The sequence below is a fragment of the Shewanella sp. FDAARGOS_354 genome, assembly GCF_002209245.2.
In the GTDB taxonomy this organism is placed as follows: Bacteria; Pseudomonadota; Gammaproteobacteria; order Enterobacterales; family Shewanellaceae; genus Shewanella; species Shewanella xiamenensis.
Genome location: NZ_CP022089.2, coordinates 2,896,499 through 2,915,005 on the forward strand (window position 1 = coordinate 2,896,499; position 18,507 = coordinate 2,915,005).

17 protein-coding genes are annotated in these 18,507 nt (G+C 45.8%); all 17 read right to left on the reverse strand.

Annotated elements, in window-relative coordinates; all coding sequences use genetic code 11:
• Positions 1 to 256 precede the first annotated feature (256 nt).
• Positions 257 to 1,168, reverse strand: a complete 912-nt coding sequence (locus tag CEQ32_RS13055; RefSeq protein ID WP_037427002.1) for an alpha/beta hydrolase — start codon at positions 1,166 to 1,168, stop codon at positions 257 to 259.
• A 55-nt stretch (positions 1,169 to 1,223) separates the two neighbouring features.
• The gene (locus tag CEQ32_RS13060) at positions 1,224 to 2,369 is read right to left on the reverse strand and encodes an HDOD domain-containing protein (protein ID WP_037414167.1); all 1,146 of its coding nucleotides are present in this window, start codon (positions 2,367 to 2,369) and stop codon (positions 1,224 to 1,226) included.
• 199 nt (positions 2,370 to 2,568) lie between these two features.
• Positions 2,569 to 5,049: a S9 family peptidase gene (locus CEQ32_RS13065; RefSeq protein ID WP_088586174.1), complete on the reverse strand. Its 2,481-nt coding sequence runs from the start codon at positions 5,047 to 5,049 to the stop codon at positions 2,569 to 2,571.
• A 175-nt stretch (positions 5,050 to 5,224) separates the two neighbouring features.
• Positions 5,225 to 5,800: an anthranilate synthase component II gene (locus CEQ32_RS13070; protein WP_069453620.1), complete on the reverse strand. Its 576-nt coding sequence runs from the start codon at positions 5,798 to 5,800 to the stop codon at positions 5,225 to 5,227.
• Positions 5,801 to 5,955: 155 nt separating this feature from the next.
• Positions 5,956 to 6,393 (reverse strand): ClpXP protease specificity-enhancing factor, encoded by a 438-nt coding sequence (locus CEQ32_RS13075; RefSeq protein WP_037414173.1) that lies wholly within the window; start codon positions 6,391 to 6,393, stop codon positions 5,956 to 5,958.
• Positions 6,393 to 7,022, reverse strand: a complete 630-nt coding sequence (gene sspA / locus CEQ32_RS13080) for a stringent starvation protein SspA (protein ID WP_037414175.1) — start codon at positions 7,020 to 7,022, stop codon at positions 6,393 to 6,395. The genes CEQ32_RS13075 and sspA overlap by 1 nt, the downstream gene beginning before the upstream one ends.
• Before the next feature lie 96 nt (positions 7,023 to 7,118).
• Positions 7,119 to 7,817: a cytochrome c1 gene (locus CEQ32_RS13085; RefSeq protein ID WP_069453621.1), complete on the reverse strand. Its 699-nt coding sequence runs from the start codon at positions 7,815 to 7,817 to the stop codon at positions 7,119 to 7,121.
• Positions 7,817 to 9,031: a cytochrome b gene (locus tag CEQ32_RS13090; protein WP_011715793.1), complete on the reverse strand. Its 1,215-nt coding sequence runs from the start codon at positions 9,029 to 9,031 to the stop codon at positions 7,817 to 7,819. The genes CEQ32_RS13085 and CEQ32_RS13090 overlap by 1 nt, the downstream gene beginning before the upstream one ends.
• Positions 9,031 to 9,621 carry a ubiquinol-cytochrome c reductase iron-sulfur subunit gene (gene petA / locus CEQ32_RS13095; protein ID WP_037414180.1) on the reverse strand — a complete coding sequence of 197 codons (591 nt, stop codon included), beginning with the start codon at positions 9,619 to 9,621 and terminating at the stop codon, positions 9,031 to 9,033. The genes CEQ32_RS13090 and petA overlap by 1 nt, the downstream gene beginning before the upstream one ends.
• Before the next feature lie 370 nt (positions 9,622 to 9,991).
• Positions 9,992 to 10,885, reverse strand: coding sequence for a protease modulator HflC (gene hflC, locus CEQ32_RS13100; protein ID WP_037414182.1), 894 nt, complete (start codon positions 10,883 to 10,885; stop codon positions 9,992 to 9,994).
• A gap of 3 nt (positions 10,886 to 10,888) precedes the next feature.
• Positions 10,889 to 12,034 carry an FtsH protease activity modulator HflK gene (gene hflK, locus CEQ32_RS13105; protein WP_088586175.1) on the reverse strand — a complete coding sequence of 382 codons (1,146 nt, stop codon included), beginning with the start codon at positions 12,032 to 12,034 and terminating at the stop codon, positions 10,889 to 10,891.
• A gap of 36 nt (positions 12,035 to 12,070) precedes the next feature.
• The gene (gene hflX, locus CEQ32_RS13110) at positions 12,071 to 13,378 is read right to left on the reverse strand and encodes a ribosome rescue GTPase HflX (RefSeq protein ID WP_047539763.1); all 1,308 of its coding nucleotides are present in this window, start codon (positions 13,376 to 13,378) and stop codon (positions 12,071 to 12,073) included.
• A gap of 23 nt (positions 13,379 to 13,401) precedes the next feature.
• Positions 13,402 to 13,674 carry an RNA chaperone Hfq gene (gene hfq / locus CEQ32_RS13115; RefSeq protein WP_011070934.1) on the reverse strand — a complete coding sequence of 91 codons (273 nt, stop codon included), beginning with the start codon at positions 13,672 to 13,674 and terminating at the stop codon, positions 13,402 to 13,404.
• A 92-nt stretch (positions 13,675 to 13,766) separates the two neighbouring features.
• Positions 13,767 to 14,693: a tRNA (adenosine(37)-N6)-dimethylallyltransferase MiaA gene (gene miaA / locus CEQ32_RS13120; RefSeq protein WP_082389612.1), complete on the reverse strand. Its 927-nt coding sequence runs from the start codon at positions 14,691 to 14,693 to the stop codon at positions 13,767 to 13,769.
• Positions 14,686 to 16,605 carry a DNA mismatch repair endonuclease MutL gene (mutL, locus tag CEQ32_RS13125; RefSeq protein ID WP_374926198.1) on the reverse strand — a complete coding sequence of 640 codons (1,920 nt, stop codon included), beginning with the start codon at positions 16,603 to 16,605 and terminating at the stop codon, positions 14,686 to 14,688. Before mutL ends, miaA begins: the two co-directional genes overlap by 8 nt.
• 5 nt (positions 16,606 to 16,610) lie before the next feature.
• On the reverse strand, positions 16,611 to 18,002 hold the full coding sequence (locus CEQ32_RS13130; protein ID WP_069453623.1) for an N-acetylmuramoyl-L-alanine amidase: 1,392 nt from the start codon (positions 18,000 to 18,002) through the stop codon (positions 16,611 to 16,613).
• Between the two features lie 8 nt (positions 18,003 to 18,010).
• The gene (gene tsaE / locus CEQ32_RS13135; protein WP_037414194.1) at positions 18,011 to 18,475 is read right to left on the reverse strand and encodes a tRNA (adenosine(37)-N6)-threonylcarbamoyltransferase complex ATPase subunit type 1 TsaE; all 465 of its coding nucleotides are present in this window, start codon (positions 18,473 to 18,475) and stop codon (positions 18,011 to 18,013) included.
• Positions 18,476 to 18,507: the final 32 nt, after the last annotated feature.

Here is an 18,507-nt window from a genome sequence, read left to right on the forward strand (position 1 = left end):
CAACGTATCTTTATCTTGAGTTAGTGATACAGGGTATGCTTGTGTCTATTAATAGCCATTATTAGCGAAATTGTGATCAAAATACCAGTTTTTCACAAACAACATTCACCATGCTTAAGGCCAAAGTGCATAAAGATTGCAGTTTAAGAACTATACAAGCGTTTACGCCAGAGGCATTTAGCATATTTAGTCAGAAAAAAAGTTATTTACCTCTATTTTTGCTAGCTATTCACCGAATATGAATAACTACACAATTTTAACGAATCAGCTGTGAAAGCACAAAATCCGCAATTTGTTCCCTCGCCTCAAGCGCTTCGGGCAACAGATGGAACAGGGGAAAAACATGGGGCATGTTGTGATAAAAACGCGATTCTACCGCGCCACCACTGGCCTTAACTTGCATAACCAGTCGTTCTGAGTCCTGTAAAAGCAACTCACGCGTACCGGCAATCACTAAGAGTGGTGGCAAGTCTGCCAAGTTCCCCTGTAAAGGTGAAACCCGTTCTGACATAGGATTCGCCCCAGCAAGATACGCCCCGCGCAGCCGCAATAGCGACTCAATGGTAAAGAACGGATCATCCGCGCCTAAAATCAGCTCGGTATCGCCGGTAATCGCTAAATCCAGCGCGGGTGACAACAACACACAGGCTTTAGGCATGGGCAGATGGCGCTTTTTAAGTTCGAGCAACAGACTTAAGGCTAAATTACCGCCGGCAGAATCGCCCATCAGCACTAGGTTATCGCTCCCTTTCAACTCAATTAAGTGCAGGTATGCCTCGAGTACATCGTCACAGGGCGCGGGATACGGATGCTCCGGCGCTAAACGATAATCAGGGATAAACGTATCAAGGCGACAACGTTCGCTGATATCGGCCACCAGTCTTGCGTGGGCATGGGGAGTTTTAAAACAGAATCCGCCGCCACGAATGTAAAATAGATTGCCCAAACGCGGCGTGTCATCGAGCAGCACGTAATGCAGTAGTGTGGAATGTTGTAAGGGAATTGAGGCAGTAACGAGCTTTTCAGGCCATGGCAACCAGCGCTTATCCAGCTCTAATAAACGTTGCCGTACTTGGCTTAGGGGAAGTTTGGCTTTACCTCGGCTGATCGATGGCCGTGCCACATAGGATAAAATAGTATTTAATACAGAAGCTTGCCAGCTTGGCATTTTCCGTCCTCCACATCAGTGCCGCAATTGGACACCGATGGGAACGGCGTGCAGATTACAGCAGATCCAACTTCCGATAATTTTGTGCTTTTAGGCGCAGCACTTCCTGCTCGCTGAGCTCGTAATAATCGAACATTAAGCGTTTTTCCTGCGGCTCGATTTGGCGCATCTCTTCAAGCAACAGCACCTTAGCATAACAATTCGCCCGTGCCACTAATGCGGCCGGCATCGAGAGTTCGCGGTAAGTTAAGGTTTGGTCCAACTCTTTAAGCAATTGAGTTAATGGACTCTGTTCAAACTTAAGTAACTCTAATAGTTGCCAATTAAGCTTATGTCCATGGGCTAACACTTGCTCAAAAACCACTTTAGCAGGGAATTCGGTGGCAATTACAGCATCGTACACTTCTTTATCTCGACTCGAGCTTGCCTCACGGATCCAATTGCCCCAAGTTTTATCAAATAAACGCGCACTAAGACTCAGCACGACTGAAGTGCCCAACTGATTCATTAATGCACCACTATAGACGAGTGCTGAGTCAGTATTATGAAGCTGCGCTAACGCATTCGCTGCTATTCCGCTGACAATGCTATAGCGCCACAACTTGCGGGTGGTCCAGAGTAACTTAGCGTTGCCACTGGGCAGCCAATTACGCAGGCAAAAATAAGGAATAATAGTGCGCAGGTTTTCGATGCCAATGTAATTCATCACTAATTTGATATCGGTGACGCGTACATCGGAACTCTGCGGGCGGCGCGCCCGAAATGCAGGACTATTAACCATATTGGTTAAATCGCGGCATAACCAGCTTAAATTGCTGATTAAAGGTCTTAATCTTGTGGCATCAAGATTTTTAGCCAGCAGTAATTCAAGTAACAGGAGTTGCGATTCGTTAATATCCGACTTGGCTAGCACTAACTCAGGGGAAGCTAATTGATGCTCAATAGCATTATTCACTGTGTCAATAAGTTGCTTTGAAATGGCCTCAAATACTTCTCGAGCTTGAATTTGTTTAAGTAGCCGTGACAGTATCGCCTCTCGCTCTACATCGAGTTTATTAGCATCAGCCTCAAGCTCTTGGTCTAAATCATCCAATAGAGTAGGACTGGCTTTTTGTTTACCGAGAATAAGTTGCTGATAGAGCCTATGTTCTATCTCTAAAATTTTGCCAGGTCTGACGCCGCCCGCTACCGATATCGCCACAGTTTACCTTTCCTATCTCGCCCGTGCTAAGTGGCGCGCATACGCTAAAATCGTTAAAAACATTGCAATTTCAGCATATAGGTTACCTCTTGGCAATAAGCAAACAAGTGACTATTTTACAATCCTGATTAGATTCACTCGCGCCGAAATCCACGCAACAAAAAGGCCTCATATTGAGGCCTTAATACTTTCGCGAGATTTACTTAAGCTCTTGTTCAAAGAGTTTGTAAATACGGCGATATTCGTCTAACCAGCTCGATGGCTGACGGAAGCCGTGGGGCTCAACCGGATAAATCGCCGTTTCGAACATCGGTTTTTCCAGCTCGATAAGATGCTGCACCATGCGCACGCTATCTTGGAAAAACACGTTATCATCCATCACGCCACTCATGATCAGTAATGGCTTAGTCAAGCCTTGGGCATGTTCAATAGGCGAGCTACGCTCATAGGCGATAGGGTCAACATCCGGCGTGTTTAAAATATTGGAGGTGTATGGCGCGTTGTAATGTGCCCAATCCGCCACAGGGCGCAGTGCAGCGCCTGCTTGGAATAATTCCGGCTCAGTAAACAAGGACATAAAGGTTAAGAAACCGCCGTAAGAACCGCCATAGGTACCGACGCGCTTAATATCCACGTTGGCATTTTGGCCCATCCAAGTCACGCCATCTTTTAAATCTTCGACTTCAGGATGCCCCATATTGCGATAAATCGCCGTGCGCCAATCGCGACCATAGCCTTTAGAACCACGATAATCCATGTCCATCACCACATAGCCTTGTTGGGTCAGTAGGTTGTGGAACATAAACTCACGGAAGTAACCACTGAAACCATAATCGGCATTTTGTAAGTAACCTGCGCCATGGTTAAAGATAACGGCAGGATATTTTTCGGCGCGGGATTTGTCGTATCCCTGCGGCAAATAAACCCGCGCATACACTTGGCCAGCGCCATGATTAGAAGGTACGGCTACCACTTCGGGCGCTTGCCATGGATATTGCTTAAAGGCATCGCTGGTGTATGACGTGAGCTGTTTTAACTCACCGCCAATCGGTTGAACATACAGCTCATTCGGCTCTGTACGGCGAGAGGCATTCAGCAGCAACTTAGTGCCATCGGGGCTTAAGCTGTAATCTAAGTTACCGTCCCACTGAGTTAATTGCTCGTTTTTGCCCGAGGCGATATTCACACGGTGAACATTGTAAATACCAGGGTGGCTTTGGTTAGCCTTGTAGTAGATGTAGTTTGCATCGGGCGATAGGGTAATATCACTCACCACAAACTTACCTTGAGTCAAAGCGCGGGGCTTTTCGCCACGAGCCTTGATATAAAGCTGGGAATAACCTGTTTCTTCAGAGAGATAGTACAGACTGTCAGTACCGGGTAACCAGCCAAATTGGTTATAGTCGTAGTTCACCCAAGCATCATCATGCAGGCGATGCTCGGTGATAAACTTGCCCTTTGCCAGATCGACACTGGCAATCCAACGATCTTTGTTATCGGTCGCTTCGACCATCACCGCCAATTTGTTCTCAGACTCATGCCATTGAATCGCGCTTTGAGTCCAGCCCCAATCCTGCATCAGCTGGATTTTACGTGGAGCCTTAGTACTTTGATATGACTCACCTTTTGCTTTAGCGTTTTCACTCTTAACCTGAGCTAAAACGTCTTCATCGAAGCCAGTTAAGCCTTCGATAGTCACATCGATCTGTTTATGCTCATTGAGGTCTAACACCAAAAAGCGCTGTCCTGGTGGATTATCTTCCGCGACACGGGCACGCACGGGCACAGGGTCGATATAGCCTTCGCTACCGAGGTAGTTTGGCATGATGTCGTGTTCACTGCTGCCGGTGTAATTTTTATCGGTTAGGGCTACAAACAGATAGCGACCGTCTGGCGACAGACTTAGCTCAGACACCACCTCGGCATCACCTAGATACCAAGTGTTAGCGGCGAGGGTCGGATCGCTCTTTTGCAGCTCGTTCTTAAACTGTTCTTTGGCTTTGGCATTTTCCTGCTGCAACGCCACATATTGAATGAGTCTGTGCTGCTGCTTGGCTAAGTAGCTGCTGGGTTCTTTCACACCTTCAGGCGCTTTCGCCATTTTGATTTCAGCCAACTGCTCCACTAATCCACTGTCTTGATGGATTTGGAAAACATTATCCCCTTGCCAATAGGCGATATCGCCATTGTTAAGGTAACGCAGGCCACTGATGGCAGTGCGCTGGCGGGTAAGCTGGGTGATTTTGCCAGAGCTTAAATGCTTAACAAAAATATTGCCTTGGTAGAGATACGCCTTGTTAGCTTTAGTGCTATCGAACACACCAAACTGTTGATCAGCCGCATGTAGCTTATCGATGGCCAGTTCAACGGCGCGGCTGTCATTAATGCCCTGCTGATAATAATTCCGTAATGGCGATGCACTGGGTTGGCGCGCAAAGAAAACGCTCTGACTGTCATCGCTCCAGTAGGCTTCCTTAGCGAAAATCCCCATCCAATCGGGGTTCGCCATAATTTGATTCAGCGTAAGCGGTTGTGAAACTTGGGGAGGCTGAGCTAAAGGGACTTGATAAGCCTGTGGTGTGGTCGCGGGAGTTGCCGTTTCGGTTGAGGTGGCGGCGCAACTCGTCAATACCGCAACGGCTAACGCACTTAAACCCAAATTTCGCATTACGCTGTTCATTTGTCCTTCCTTTTATTGTTATCGCAGCCCTAGTTACACTTTGGAGCTAACTCCATGAGTACGTGAGCAGGCATCGTTTTGCGGCAGTTATATCACACTTGAGCGACATATTTGCTTAAATGAAGGAGAAATCTTGTAACAAAGAGTAGAGCAAAATCGATTTTTTGGATTCAACCTAAGCCGATTGAGATAAGAAATTTGCCAACAATTCATGCCCTTGTTCGGTCAGAATCGACTCGGGGTGAAATTGCACACCAAAGAGCGGCAACTCTTTATGACTCATCGCCATAATTTCGCGTCCATGGCTCGGGTCATCAAACCAAGCATCCAGCACAAAACCGTCAGGTATGGTATCAACCAGTAATGAATGGTAGCGAGTTACCGTTAATGGTTGGTTTAACCCTTTAAACAGGCGCTCACCAGTATGGGTAATCTCGCTAACTTTACCGTGCATCACCCGCTGTGCTCGCACAACTTTGGCCCCAAACACCTGCGCCATGGCTTGATGTCCTAAGCACACGCCAAGGATCGGTAAACGAGTAGCAAAATGCTCAATTGCTGCCAAGGAAATCCCCGCTTCGTTGGGTGAGCAAGGGCCAGGAGAGATGACTAAATGACTCGGCGATAACACCTCGATTTCCGCTAAGCTGATTTCATCATTGCGTTTAACCACGATCTCTTGCCCTAACTGCTGAAAATACTGCACTAAGTTAAAGGTAAAAGAGTCGTAATTGTCGATCATTAGCAACATACAAAATCCATTGGCTCAAATGGGAAGTCGATGCACTCCACGGCTGAAATGCGGCGCAAATGCTACCACAGCACCAGCTTGGGATTAAGCATTAAAAAAACAAAAAGCCAGTCAATTGACTGGCTTTCCATAGTATAGATCAGAGCACAAGTAACTTATTTGACTAAGGTTAAATGGCTACGACGCTTAGGCGGTTCATCCGTTGGTTCGGTTGGCTTGTCTTTTGTCTCAATGATAGACAAGGCCGATTCGGCTTCCTCTTCGACTAAGTACGCATCTTCAATATCGAAGACAGTCCCAGCGCCATTTTCACGAGCGTAAATGGCCACAATCGAAGCCATTGGCAATAATACCTGCTGAGGTACACCACCAAAACGCGCATTGAACTCCACAAATTCATTACCAATTTGCAAATTGCCCACTGCACCAGCCGCGATATTTAATACAATCTGGCCATCCTTCACATATTGCTGCGGTACTTGAGTGCCCTTGACAAAGGCATCAACCACAACGTGAGGTGTTAATTGGTTATCCATCAACCAATCGTAGTAAGCCCTGAGTAAATAAGGACGATTTGGAGTCAACGCTTTCATTACATACCCATGCGCATTTCGCGTTCAGCTTCAGTCAACGAAGCTTTAAAAGATTCACGCTCAAAAATACGTGTCATGTAAGCTTTGATGTCTTTTGCTACGCGGCTGTCTAACTCAATACCCAATACAGGCAAACGCCATAATAATGGGCCGAGGTAACAATCCGCTAAACCAAATTCTTCACTCATAAAGTAAGGCATTTCAGCAAATACTGGCGCGATTGACAGTAAACTTTCAGTCAGCTCTTTACGAGCAGCCTCTGCGCGGTCACCTTTACGAATACGTGCGACGAGTGAGTACCAATCAGTATCGATACGATGCATCATCAAGCGGCTTTGACCACGAGATACAGGGTAAACAGGCATCAAAGGTGGATGAGGGAAACGCTCATCCAAGTATTCCATAATGATACGTGACTCATAGAGTACGAGCTCACGGTCTAATAAAGTAGGTACTGAGTTATAAGGATTTACTTCGAGTAAATCCTCTGGCATTTCATTAGGGTCGACCTGTAAAACATCAACAGTAACCCCTTTCTCAGCTAACACGATACGGACTTGATGGCTATAAAGATCATCAGCACCTGAAAACAGTGTCATGACAGAGCGTTTGTTGGCAGCAACAGCCATTGATACCCTCCAGAGTCGAAATAAAACAAAAGTAAACGAGGGGCAAAGCCCCCCGTTTACACTATGCGGATACTATATTTTACCCGTTATTGGTGCCTAGTGTACATCTTTCCAATACTCTTTCTTCAAGAGGTAGGCCACAATAAAGAATATAAACAGGAATCCGAGCACCCACCAACCTAAAGCTTGACGCTCTAACTTAACAGGTTCAGCTGAATAAACTAAGAAACCAGTGATATCACGTACCGCTTGGTCATACTCTTCAGCATTTAACTTACCACCAGAAACCACAATTGTACCATCTTCTTGCTTAACAGGCGTGCCTTGCAGTTCTTCAAGAACATGTGGCATACCCACAGAAGGGAATACAGTGTTGTTTACGCCAAATGGGCGGCTTGGATCTTTGTAGAAGCCTTTGAGGTATGAAAACACCCAATCTTCGCCACGAACACGTGCGACTAAGGTTAAGTCTGGTGGTGTTGCACCGAACCACTTAGCCGCATCTTTATGTGGAATTGCGTTTTGCATCAGCTCACCGATTTTGGCATCGGTAAACATGTACTTGCTACGCATATCATCGGCAGAAATACCGAGATCATTCGCCACACGCTCATAGCGTTGATACTGAGTGCTGTGACAACCAGAGCAATAGTGTTGGAACATGTCCAGACCACGCTCTAAAGAAGCTTTATCATGCAGATCAACATTGGCTTTTTCTAAATGTACATTGTGTCCACTCGCGGCCATCGCCAGCGTCGGGATCAATGTAACTAATGCAATCAGTAATTTTTTCATTAGTGTGTCAACCTCGCTGGAACAGGCTTAGTTTTCTCATTTTTGCTGTATAACCACAGTAATAAGAAGTAGCCGAAATACGTCACAGTGAAGATACGTGCAACAATAGTCAGCTCTGGTGTTGCAGGTACAGCGCCTAAATAACCTAAGACGATGAACGATACAGCGAACTGAGCGATGTTCAACTTGTGCAGCGTGCTGCGGTAGCGAATTGACTTCACTTTACAACGGTCTAACCAAGGCAATACGAACAGTACTGCAATCGACAGCCCCATCATTACCACACCGCCCAATTTATCGGGAACAGCACGTAAGATGGCGTAGAAAGGTGTAAAGTACCATACTGGTGCAATGTGCTCCGGTGTCTTCATTGGGTTAGCCGCTTCAAAGTTTGGCTTCTCAAGGAAGTAACCACCGCCTTCAGGGATGAAGAACAGTACGTAACAGAACACGATCAGGAAGCCTGCAACGCCCATAATATCTTTAACTGTGTAGTATGGGTGGAATGGAATGCCATCAACTGGCCAGCCATTCTCGTCTTTGTTCTTCTTGATTTCGATACCGTCTGGGTTGTTTGAACCCACTTCGTGCAGAGCGATTAAGTGTAAGAACACTAAAACCACTAACACTAATGGCAGTGCGATAACGTGCAGAGCAAAGAAACGGTTCAGTGTGGCGCCAGAGATCACGTAGTCACCACGGATCCATAGAGTTAAGTCATCACCGATAACAGGGATAGCACCGAACAGAGAAATAATTACCTGCGCACCCCAGTAAGACATTTGTCCCCATGGCAACAAGTAACCCATAAAGGCTTCAGCCATCAGCACGAGGAAAATCAACATACCGAATAGCCACAGCAGTTCTCTAGGCTTTTGATATGAACCGTAAATCAGACCACGGAACATATGTAAGTAGATCACCACAAAGAACGCAGACGCACCCGTTGAGTGCATATAACGCAATAACCAGCCGTACTCTACGTCACGCATGATGTATTCAACAGAGGCGAAAGCACCTTCTGCTGTGGGTACATAGTTCATCGTTAACCAGATACCCGTCAGTAATTGGTTAACCAATACCAACATCGCTAGCGAACCAAAAAAGTACCAAAAGTTAAAGTTAGTTGGCGTAGCATACTGACCCACATGGCGATTATACGTCGCCGTCATTGGGATCCGAGCATCAATCCAATTAATTAAATTCTTAACCATTACGCCACTCCTTTATCTACACCGATGATAACAGTGCCATCATCAACATATTGATGTGGAGGGATAACTAGGTTCAATGGAGCTGGAACGCCTTGGAACACGCGGCCCGCCATATCGAACTTAGAACCATGACATGGGCAGAAGAAACCAGAAGTCACACCTTGAACTTGCTCAGCAAATGAATCTGGCAAATAAGTGGGTGAACATCCTAGGTGGGTACAAATACCGACAGCAATAAAATACTCTGGCTTGATTGAGCGCAGAGGATTTGTTGCATATTCAGGCTGCTGCATTTCAGCAGACGCTGGATCTCTTAACTTATCGTCGTGTGTTGGCAGTTCATTGATCACAGCTTCAGTGCGACGAACAACCCATACAGGTTTTCCTCGCCATTCAACACGGATCAGCTGACCTGGCTCTACTTTACTGATATTTACTTCGACCGGTGCACCTGCAGCTTTCGCTTTGGCACTCGGATTCCATGACTTGATGAAAGGAACCGCTACAGCGACGGCACCAGCACCACCTACTACGGCGGTTGCGGCTGTCAGGAATCTGCGACGTCCGGTATCGACTGGCGCATTGCTCATCCACTTATCTCCCAGAGGGTGTTGGAATTTTTATATTTCAAAGACTTTTTGCCTCTTAGTTATCACCATGGGCAAAAATCGAAGTTTGAAGCGGGGCTCATTATAGCTAAAAATTAGAAGCAGATCATAGTGAAAACACGCAAGTAAGTTAGGGAGATTGCGAGTTTTTTAAAAAAAGGGCAAAAAAAGTACAGCTGTTAAGCAATTTTAATCGTTTTGAACTGTTTTTTGAGCATATTGACTGTGTGATAGGCATAAACAATGCATTGCTAATGTAATTTTAGCGCTCACTTTGTCACTTACTGTTTTCATTTAGGATAAAAAAATGGGCCCCAGTGATTGGGGCCCATTCTGAACGATTTAGCATCGCTTATTTCTTAGTAGCACTACTCTTCATGTATTTGAAGAATTCGCTATCTGGCTCTAACACCATAACGTCTGAACTTCCGGAGAAGCTCGCACGATAAGCATCTAAACTACGCAAAAAGCTAAAAAATTCAGGATCTTTGTTATAAGCATCCGAATAAATTTTTGCAGCTAATGCATCACCTTCACCACGAATGGTTAAGGCTTTACGCTCTGCTTCCGCAATTTTAACAGTAACATTGGCATCAATCGTAGCGCGAATAATTTCAGATTGCTCTTTACCTTGAGCACGGTGCTCTTTAGCCACAGCTTGACGCTCAGCGCGCATACGTTGGTAAATACTGTTACTCACGTTTGCGGGTAGGTTGATCTGCTTAACACGCACGTCAACAACCTCAATACCTAAATCTTTAGCACTCTCAGCAGCATTCGCTAACGCGTTATTTTGTAACTCATCACGCTGCCCAGAAACGATCTCTTTGATCGTACGACGACCAAACTCGGTACGTAAATCGTTGTTGATCTTACGTTGCAGTAAGGTCTCAGCATTCGATTTAATCCCCCCATTAGTAGAGAGGTAGTATTTTTCGAAATCAAAAATACGCCACTTCACATAGGAGTCGACCATTAAGTCTTTTTTCTCAGAGGTGACGAAACGATCTGCAGCACCATCTAAGGTTTGGATACGCGCATCAAGCAACTTCACTTTATCGATCACAGGCACTTTAAAGTGTAAACCTGGGCCGAAAACACGTGTTACTTGTTTGCCATCAACTTTATCTTTAACGATTTCGCCAAAGCGCGCCACAATCGCACGTTCGCCTTCGTTAACCACCATCACAGATGACAAACCAATGCCTAATATAACGGCGATCAGAACAATACTTAATCTACCCATGAATTACTCCCTCCCCTGGCGAGCACGTTCCTCGCGAGATGGGCGTTCACTCAAAGGCTCACCAATGCGTGTCGTTGAAATAGATGAAGAATTGACATTCTGTTGAGGTTTAGGCTCAACGTCTGGCATAGTCGCAGGCTTCTCTTTCATAAACTTGTCTAGTGGCAGATACATTAAATTGCCGTTGTTTTTAGCATCGATAATGACTTTGTTAGTGTCAGTCATCACCTGTTGCATTGCATCGAGATACAAACGCTTACGGGTCACTTCAGGCGCAGCTTGGTATTCAGGTAAGAGCAACTCGAAACGAGCCACTTTACCGCGCGCCTCTAAAATTTCACGTTCTTTATAAGCATTAGCTTGTTGCGCCATGCGCTCGACTTCACCACGTGCTTTCGGTTCAATCTCACGGGCATAGGCTTCAGCCTCACGAATAAAGCGTTGTTCGTCTTCTTGCGCTGAAATGGCATCGTCGAATGCATCTTTCACTTCTTCAGGCGGACGCGCTGGCAAGAAGTTAACGTCAACAATAGCCAAGCCCAACTTGTACGGCTCAAGAATGCGTTCTAATTCTTTCCAAGTATCGCGACGAATAGCATCACGGCCTGTGGTCAGAATATCGTCCATCTTGTTGTGACCAATGACATAGCGCAGCGCACTGTCAGTGGCTTCACGTAAACTGGCATTGGCGTCTACCGCACTAAAAAGATAGGCATACGCATCAGAAATACGATATTGCACGTCTAGCTCAACCTTCACGACGTTTTCATCAGAAGTTAGCATGCTGCCAGATGATGGCACAGAGCGAACTGATTGCACGTCAACAGGATAAATTTCATCGATAAACGTTGGTTTCCAGTGAAGACCCGGTCCCACCTCACCATTATGTTGACCAAAACGCAACGCTACGCCCCGCTCGGCTTCTTTAATGGTGTACAAACCCGAAAGTCCCCAAACAACAAAAGCGATGGCAAGAATGATGATTAAGCTAAAGGAACTAAAGTTTTGGCCAGAAGAGCCATTACCTTTGCCGCCAAAGCGTTTTGAAAGATTACGAAAAACCTCATCAAGGTCCGGTGGTCCTTTGTCGTTACCACCTTTATTTCCCCAAGGATCATTACCCTTGTTACCGGGCTCGTTCCAAGCCATTTAGCACTCCATAAGTGGATGAAATAAATTAGATTATTAACAAACAGCCTTTTCTATCGACGCATCGTAGATAAAGGTTTCTAACTCACCCTGACTCTGTTTAGCTAATCGGCGCCAATCGGCATCCGATAAACGAACAGACAAAATACAGTTCCCCAGATCGTCGTACTCTTTCTGCTGTATCGCATCCAGTCGATAAAACTGGCCAAGATAATGTCCAGCAGTTGCCGGAATCTTAAGTGTAAACTCATGAATAACTTCACCAATTAACTCAGTGATCGCCTTCAAGAGCAGATCAAACCCCAAACGCTTTTGTGCCGAAACCCAGACTCGTACAGGCTTACCGCGTTCATCATATTCGATACGCGGCGTAACATCTTCAAGCAAGTCAATTTTATTGCAAACAATCAATTGCATCACTTTATCAGCATCGATATCTTTAAGCACTGATTGCACTTGCTCAAAATTATCCGCCATATTTTCATCTGCACAATCAACAATATGCAGTAACAAATCTGCTTGACGCGTCTCTTGTAATGTTGCTTTAAATGCAGCAACGAGATCATGTGGCAAATGACGAATAAAACCTACAGTGTCCGCTAAAATTACGGCACCGTCGGGTAGATCTAACTTTCTCAATGTAGGGTCAAGAGTCGCAAATAGCTGGTCAGCTGCATAAACATCAGATGAGGTTAAGGCATTAAACAGCGTCGACTTGCCCGCGTTGGTATAACCCACTAATGAGACGGTTGGCATGTCACTACGCTTACGGGCGCGGCGACTCTGCTCACGTTGTTTATCAACACGCTCTAAGCGTTTGTTGATATTTTTAATGCGCCCCCGAAGCAAGCGCCTATCTGTTTCGAGTTGGGTTTCCCCTGGGCCACGTAAACCAATACCACCCTTTTGGCGCTCAAGGTGAGTCCAACCACGCACTAGGCGAGTCGACATGTGGCGCAATTGCGCTAGCTCCACTTGCAGCTTACCTTCATGAGTCCGAGCTCTTTGGGCGAAAATATCTAAGATCAGTGATGTCCTGTCCAATACTCGGCACTGACATACCTGTTCAAGATTTCGCTCCTGAGCTGGACTCAAGGCGTGATTGAAAATAACCACATTAGCCTCGGTGGCTGCCACTAAGGCGGCTAACTCCTCGGCTTTACCAGAACCAATAAAAAACTTACGGTCTGGTGAGCGTCGACTTCCAGTAATGACCCCGACTGAGCGTGCTCCAGCTGATTCGACTAATAGCTGTAACTCCACTAAGTCTTCTCGGCGTTCCTCATCGGAAAAGTCGATATGGACAAGAACCGCTGTTTCTCCCGCCTCATAACGATCAAACAAGAAGCAAACTCCTTAACTAAACTTTATTCGCCACTTGGCATATCGTCTTGCGCGCCATAACCGCCCTGGGCATTTTGATGGCCAGCAACGTTAAATGGACGAGCAGGAACCACAGTAGAAATAGCGTGTTTGTAAACCATTTGGCTCACTGTGTTTTTCAACAGAATGACAAACTGATCAAACGACTCTACCTGTCCTTGGAGTTTAATGCCGTTTACCAAGTAAATAGATACAGGAACGCGCTCGCGGCGTAGTGCGTTCAAAAATGGGTCTTGTAAAGATTGCCCCTTAGCCATTTTATTATTTCCTTTTTAATTTATATAAAAATAAATCGATATCAGTGAAGTTTTTTGTTTAGTTTTAGTATTATACAGCAAGGGCTAATAAGCTAGCGGCATTGACGCATAAGTGTAACTAAATTCCCCTCAGCACCACTTTCCAGCCAATTCAACTCTGGCCAACTACGCAACCATGTTAATTGACGCTTAGCTAATTGCCTAGTAGCGGCAACGGCTTTTTCGACCATAGTATCATAGTCAAATTCACCATCGAGATATTGCCAACATTGTCGATATCCCACGCAACGCATTGAGGGTAAATCTAAATGCAAGTCACCTCTCGCTTTAAGCTGGACGACTTCATCAATAAAGCCTTGCTCTAACATTATGCGAAAACGCTGCCCGATTAACGCATGCAACACTTTACGCTCTCGCGGTGCAATGGCAAATTGCACCACATCATAGGGTAAAGGAGTCGACTTGGTCATTGTTAACTCAGTCAAACTCTTACCGCTTATTCTATAGACTTCTAACGCTCTTGAAAGCCTTTGTGGATCATTAGGATGAATTCTTTCTGCAGAGACGGGATCTATCTCCCTCAATTGCTCGTGCAGCGCTTCCCATCCGTTTGTATCCGCCTCGGCTTGAATATCGGCGCGAATAGCCTCATCAGCACTGGGTAGCGGCGATAATCCCTCTAATAGAGCCTTAAAATACATCATGGTTCCGCCCACTAATAAAGGGGTCTTGCCCATGCTGATAATCTGTTCAATCTCGCGCAGCGCATCGGCTCTAAAATCGGCAGCCGAATAACTTTCACTCGGATCGCGAATATCAATCAAACGATGCGGACCTCGCGCTAATTCCTCGGCAGAGGGCTTAGCACTGCCGATATCCATGCCGCGATAGATTAATGCTGAATCAACCGAGATAATTTCGCAATTATGCTTTTCGGCTAATTCAAGAGCTAAAGCCGTTTTTCCTGACGCCGTTGGCCCCATCAAAAAAACCACTTTAGGCTGTAATTCTTTATTCAATTGCTTGCTCTTCTAGCCACGATTGCCAAGGTAAGGATACTGCTTTACTGGCAATTTGCTGTCTTTTATCTTCCGTTAACTGGCAATAAGCGGCCCAAATATCGGGTGCCGAGATAAATCCAGTTAGGCTCTGCTCTGCCAGCCATAACGCTAATGCATTGGGTGCTGGCGCTTCAAAACGTAGCGATTGTAACCACTCAGGAATGATCTTCGCTAACTGACAGTCCCTCAGATATGGGGGCACTTTTTTAATAATCAACTGCTGGTAACGAATTGTTAGCTCTAAACCAAGTTGACGGATAAGTGTTGCATGCTCTTCGAGTAACGCTGCCCAATCAGGATCAGCGGCGACCGATACTGGCATCAATAAAGGCTGCCCAATCAACCCTGTCGCCAGTTTTATTTCAATCTCATGGCTACGGACTGCTAATGCTGCAGACTCAATACGTAATAAACTTAATTTTGGCCCATCACTAAATACCCAAAATTGTCCATCGAGTATCGATGGCATAGGTAAAACAGCTTGATAAGCCTTGTCCTGTACGCTGTAAGATGGGGTCTCCAGTAATGCACCATAACTGGCAATCGCTGTCTTAGAAGGCAGCTCAGCTCTTGCACGGCTTTCTCCAGCCGAACTACTGCGTGACTCCCTAGGTACCGCCATGCTTCCATAGGCATTGCTCTGTACCATAGTCCCCGCCCGTACGGTGGCAATATCTCGAGCACGAGACTCACCAATAGCCGTATCGACTTGACTCCCTAGATAATTTTCAGGTTGAGGAGTATTAGTCCAAGCTAAGTTAGCTTTCGGAGATTGCAGCTCGAAGGCAGTATGTTCAGACTTGGGTTCTGAAACATCATCCTCCACTTGGGGCGAACCAAGCTCGACAGGATGTTCAAAACTAAGCTCTCCCGCTTCTTCTAAGGCCGATTGCAGTGCCTGCAAAATATAATCATGCACATAACGGCTTTGATGGAATCGCACTTCATGTTTTGCTGGATGCACGTTCACATCCACCTGATGAGGATCGATATCCAGCATCAGCACATAGCCGGGTTGTTCTACTTCGGCCTTTTGTGCAAATGCTTGACGTACCGCATGATTGACTAAACGATCGCGCACTAGACGGCCATTCACATAAAAGTAATGAGTATCGGTCTGCACGGTTGACCAAGGCGATTGCAGATAACCACTTAAACGTAAATCATCGTGTTGACATTCGATTCGAAGTGCTTGTTCGGCAAACGGCCGGCCCGCAACCTGGGTCAGTCGTTGTAAATATTGTGACTCATTCATCGCAGGGCGATAGTTGCGCACGGTTTTACCATTGTGTATCAGGGTAAAATGGATATCCCCCCGCACCAAAGCAATTCGCTTTAACCATTCATCAATATGAGTAAATTCGGTTTTGTCACTTTTTAAAAAGCGTCGACGCGCCGGAGTATTAAAAAATAGATCAACGACTTCAATGGTTGAACCCACCGGATGCGCCGCAGGCATGACTTTAACAGCCATATCGACGCCTTCAGCGTAAGCTCGCCACGCTTCGGTTTGCTCAGCAGTGCGCGACGTTAAGGTTAAACGGGAGACGGAGCTGATACTTGCTAAAGCCTCACCGCGAAAGCCAAAGCTGAGGATAGCTTCAAGATCGTCAAGGGAATGCAGTTTCGAGGTGGCATGGCGCGACAACGCCAAGGCTAATTCATCCTTTGGGATCCCCGAACCATTGTCACGGATCTTAATCAGCTTACTGCCGCCCTTATCGATTTCGATATCGATACGGGTTGCGCCAGCATCTAAGCTGTTCTCAACGAGTTCTTTCACCACTGAGGCAGGTCTTTCGACAACTTCGCCAGCGGCGATTTGGTTCGCCAATTGCGGTGGAAGGATCTGGATCCCCATAGACTTCATCCTATTTAGCTCTCAGGAATCACGAGTGTCTGCCCAAGCTGTACCACATCAGTCTTCATGCCATTAGCACGTATAATGCTAGCCATCGGGACTTTATAGCGCTGGGCAATAGCAGAAAGCGACTCCCCCCGACTCACCTTATGCTTAATATTTCCCGCAGATTGAGTACTTGATGGCGCCGTTGAACTTCCATGATTGCGCTTGGCCAATAAGGTATCAGCCGGTGGGTTGTTTTGGAAATAACGATTAACGCCCTTGTAAATCGCAGTGGCAATACTCTCTTGATGACGGTTGCTGCTCAGCAAACGCTCTTCTTTCGGATTCGAGATAAAGCCCGTTTCCACCAAGATTGACGGAATATCAGGAGACTTTAACACTGCAAAACTGGCTGATTCAGGACGATTCTTATGCAGCTCCGTCACTGCACCTAAATCTTTTAAAATATCCCCAGCAACCGAGTGACCAATGGCCATAGAGCTGTTCATAGACATGTCGAGTAAGGTCATAGCAAGATACTGTTCATTATCAGTATTTTGAATAATTTCCCCTGCGCCTCCCAGCAACTCTGAGTGTTTCTCTTTTTGTTCTAACCAACGACCAATTTCACTGTTTGCACGGCGCATCGACAATACCCACACAGATGCACCTCGTGGATTGGGTGATGTAAAAGCATCCGCATGAATAGAGATCAGCAAATCTGCCTTACTGTTACGAGCAAGTTCAGAGCGTTTATTCAAATTCACAAAGTAATCACCAGTGCGGATCATCACTGCACGCATTCCAGGTGTGTCGTTAATTTTGCTCGATAACCGTTTTGCAATTTCGAACACGACTTTTTTCTCATAGAGACCGGATGGTCCAATCGAGCCGGGATCATCACCACCATGCCCAGCATCAATCGCGATAACAATATCGCGGGAAGATGGCACACTTTGATTAACGGATTTTTTAACTGAAGTTGAACTCGTGACTGACGGCGAAGCCGTCACAGTTTTATCCTCTAGGTCAACCACAAGCCGATTACCATAAGGGGCCGTCACGGGTAACGAAAATAAGTTCGCATTTAAGGGTTTAACCAAATCAATAACCAGACGTAAATCGCCTTTCGTCGGAGATTTGCTGACTCGTATGCCTTTGACTAACTTACTGTTGTTATCGATATTTTTCAGGCTCAGTTTAGTTGATGCCTTTTTTAGATCGACCACTAAACGATGAGGACCATCGAGGGAAAAATAACTGTAATTGGGCACCTCACTCAAATCGAACACAATTCGTGTCGACTCGGGTGCGGCCCAAATACGCACACCTTCGAGCTGGTTGGCCGCGTGGGCTGCAACAGCAAAAAACGCGCATAAAAAAAGAATAATTCTTTGAAAGTAATACTTATTTTTAGTCATCTTTGTTTTTATTTTATCGCGGCTAATAGCGTTTTACCTGATTCGGTTAAGGCTCGAATATGGATTTCACGTCCTTGGTTAAAATATTTTAAATGTAGGTGGATATCAGCATCGGGTAACAACCCTTCACCTTTGTCAGGCCATTCTACGATACAGAGGCTGCTCTGGGTAAAGTAATCACGGATCCCCATAAACTCTAACTCTTCGGGATCGTTTAAACGATACAAATCAAAATGATAAACTTCGACACCGTCGAGCTCATAAGGTTCAACTAAAGTGTAAGTTGGGCTTTTGACTGCACCTTTATGTCCTAATCCTTGAATCAAACCGCGGCTCAGAGTGGTTTTACCCGCCCCCAAATCCCCCGTTAAATACAGAGTCAAAGGCGCTTGAATATGGCGAGCCAATTTTTGCCCAACCGCAATAGTCTCGTCTTCATTATGTAATTGAAAGGTTAACTCTGTCTCTGTCATGTCCGCTTATATCACTGCCGTTATCGATTAAG

What these genes read in the sequence shown, in the direction of transcription:
- sspA (WP_037414175.1), bottom strand. Translation starts at nt 7,022, where the DNA reads ATGGCTGTTGCTGCCAACAAACGCTCTGTCATGACACTGTTTTCAGGT.
- CEQ32_RS13090 (WP_011715793.1), bottom strand. Translation starts at nt 9,031, where the DNA reads ATGGTTAAGAATTTAATTAATTGGATTGATGCTCGGATCCCAATGACG.
- mutL (WP_374926198.1), bottom strand. Translation starts at nt 16,605, where the DNA reads ATGAAGTCTATGGGGATCCAGATCCTTCCACCGCAATTGGCGAACCAA.
- petA (WP_037414180.1), bottom strand. Translation starts at nt 9,621, where the DNA reads ATGAGCAATGCGCCAGTCGATACCGGACGTCGCAGATTCCTGACAGCC.
- CEQ32_RS13070 (WP_069453620.1), bottom strand. Translation starts at nt 5,800, where the DNA reads ATGTTGCTAATGATCGACAATTACGACTCTTTTACCTTTAACTTAGTG.
- CEQ32_RS13085 (WP_069453621.1), bottom strand. Translation starts at nt 7,817, where the DNA reads ATGAAAAAATTACTGATTGCATTAGTTACATTGATCCCGACGCTGGCG.
- hflC (WP_037414182.1), bottom strand. Translation starts at nt 10,885, where the DNA reads ATGGGTAGATTAAGTATTGTTCTGATCGCCGTTATATTAGGCATTGGT.
- tsaE (WP_037414194.1), bottom strand. Translation starts at nt 18,475, where the DNA reads ATGACAGAGACAGAGTTAACCTTTCAATTACATAATGAAGACGAGACT.
- hfq (WP_011070934.1), bottom strand. Translation starts at nt 13,674, where the DNA reads ATGGCTAAGGGGCAATCTTTACAAGACCCATTTTTGAACGCACTACGC.
- CEQ32_RS13130 (WP_069453623.1), bottom strand. Translation starts at nt 18,002, where the DNA reads ATGACTAAAAATAAGTATTACTTTCAAAGAATTATTCTTTTTTTATGC.
- CEQ32_RS13055 (WP_037427002.1), bottom strand. Translation starts at nt 1,168, where the DNA reads ATGCCAAGCTGGCAAGCTTCTGTATTAAATACTATTTTATCCTATGTG.
- hflK (WP_088586175.1), bottom strand. Translation starts at nt 12,034, where the DNA reads ATGGCTTGGAACGAGCCCGGTAACAAGGGTAATGATCCTTGGGGAAAT.
- CEQ32_RS13065 (WP_088586174.1), bottom strand. Translation starts at nt 5,049, where the DNA reads ATGAACAGCGTAATGCGAAATTTGGGTTTAAGTGCGTTAGCCGTTGCG.
- CEQ32_RS13075 (WP_037414173.1), bottom strand. Translation starts at nt 6,393, where the DNA reads ATGAAAGCGTTGACTCCAAATCGTCCTTATTTACTCAGGGCTTACTAC.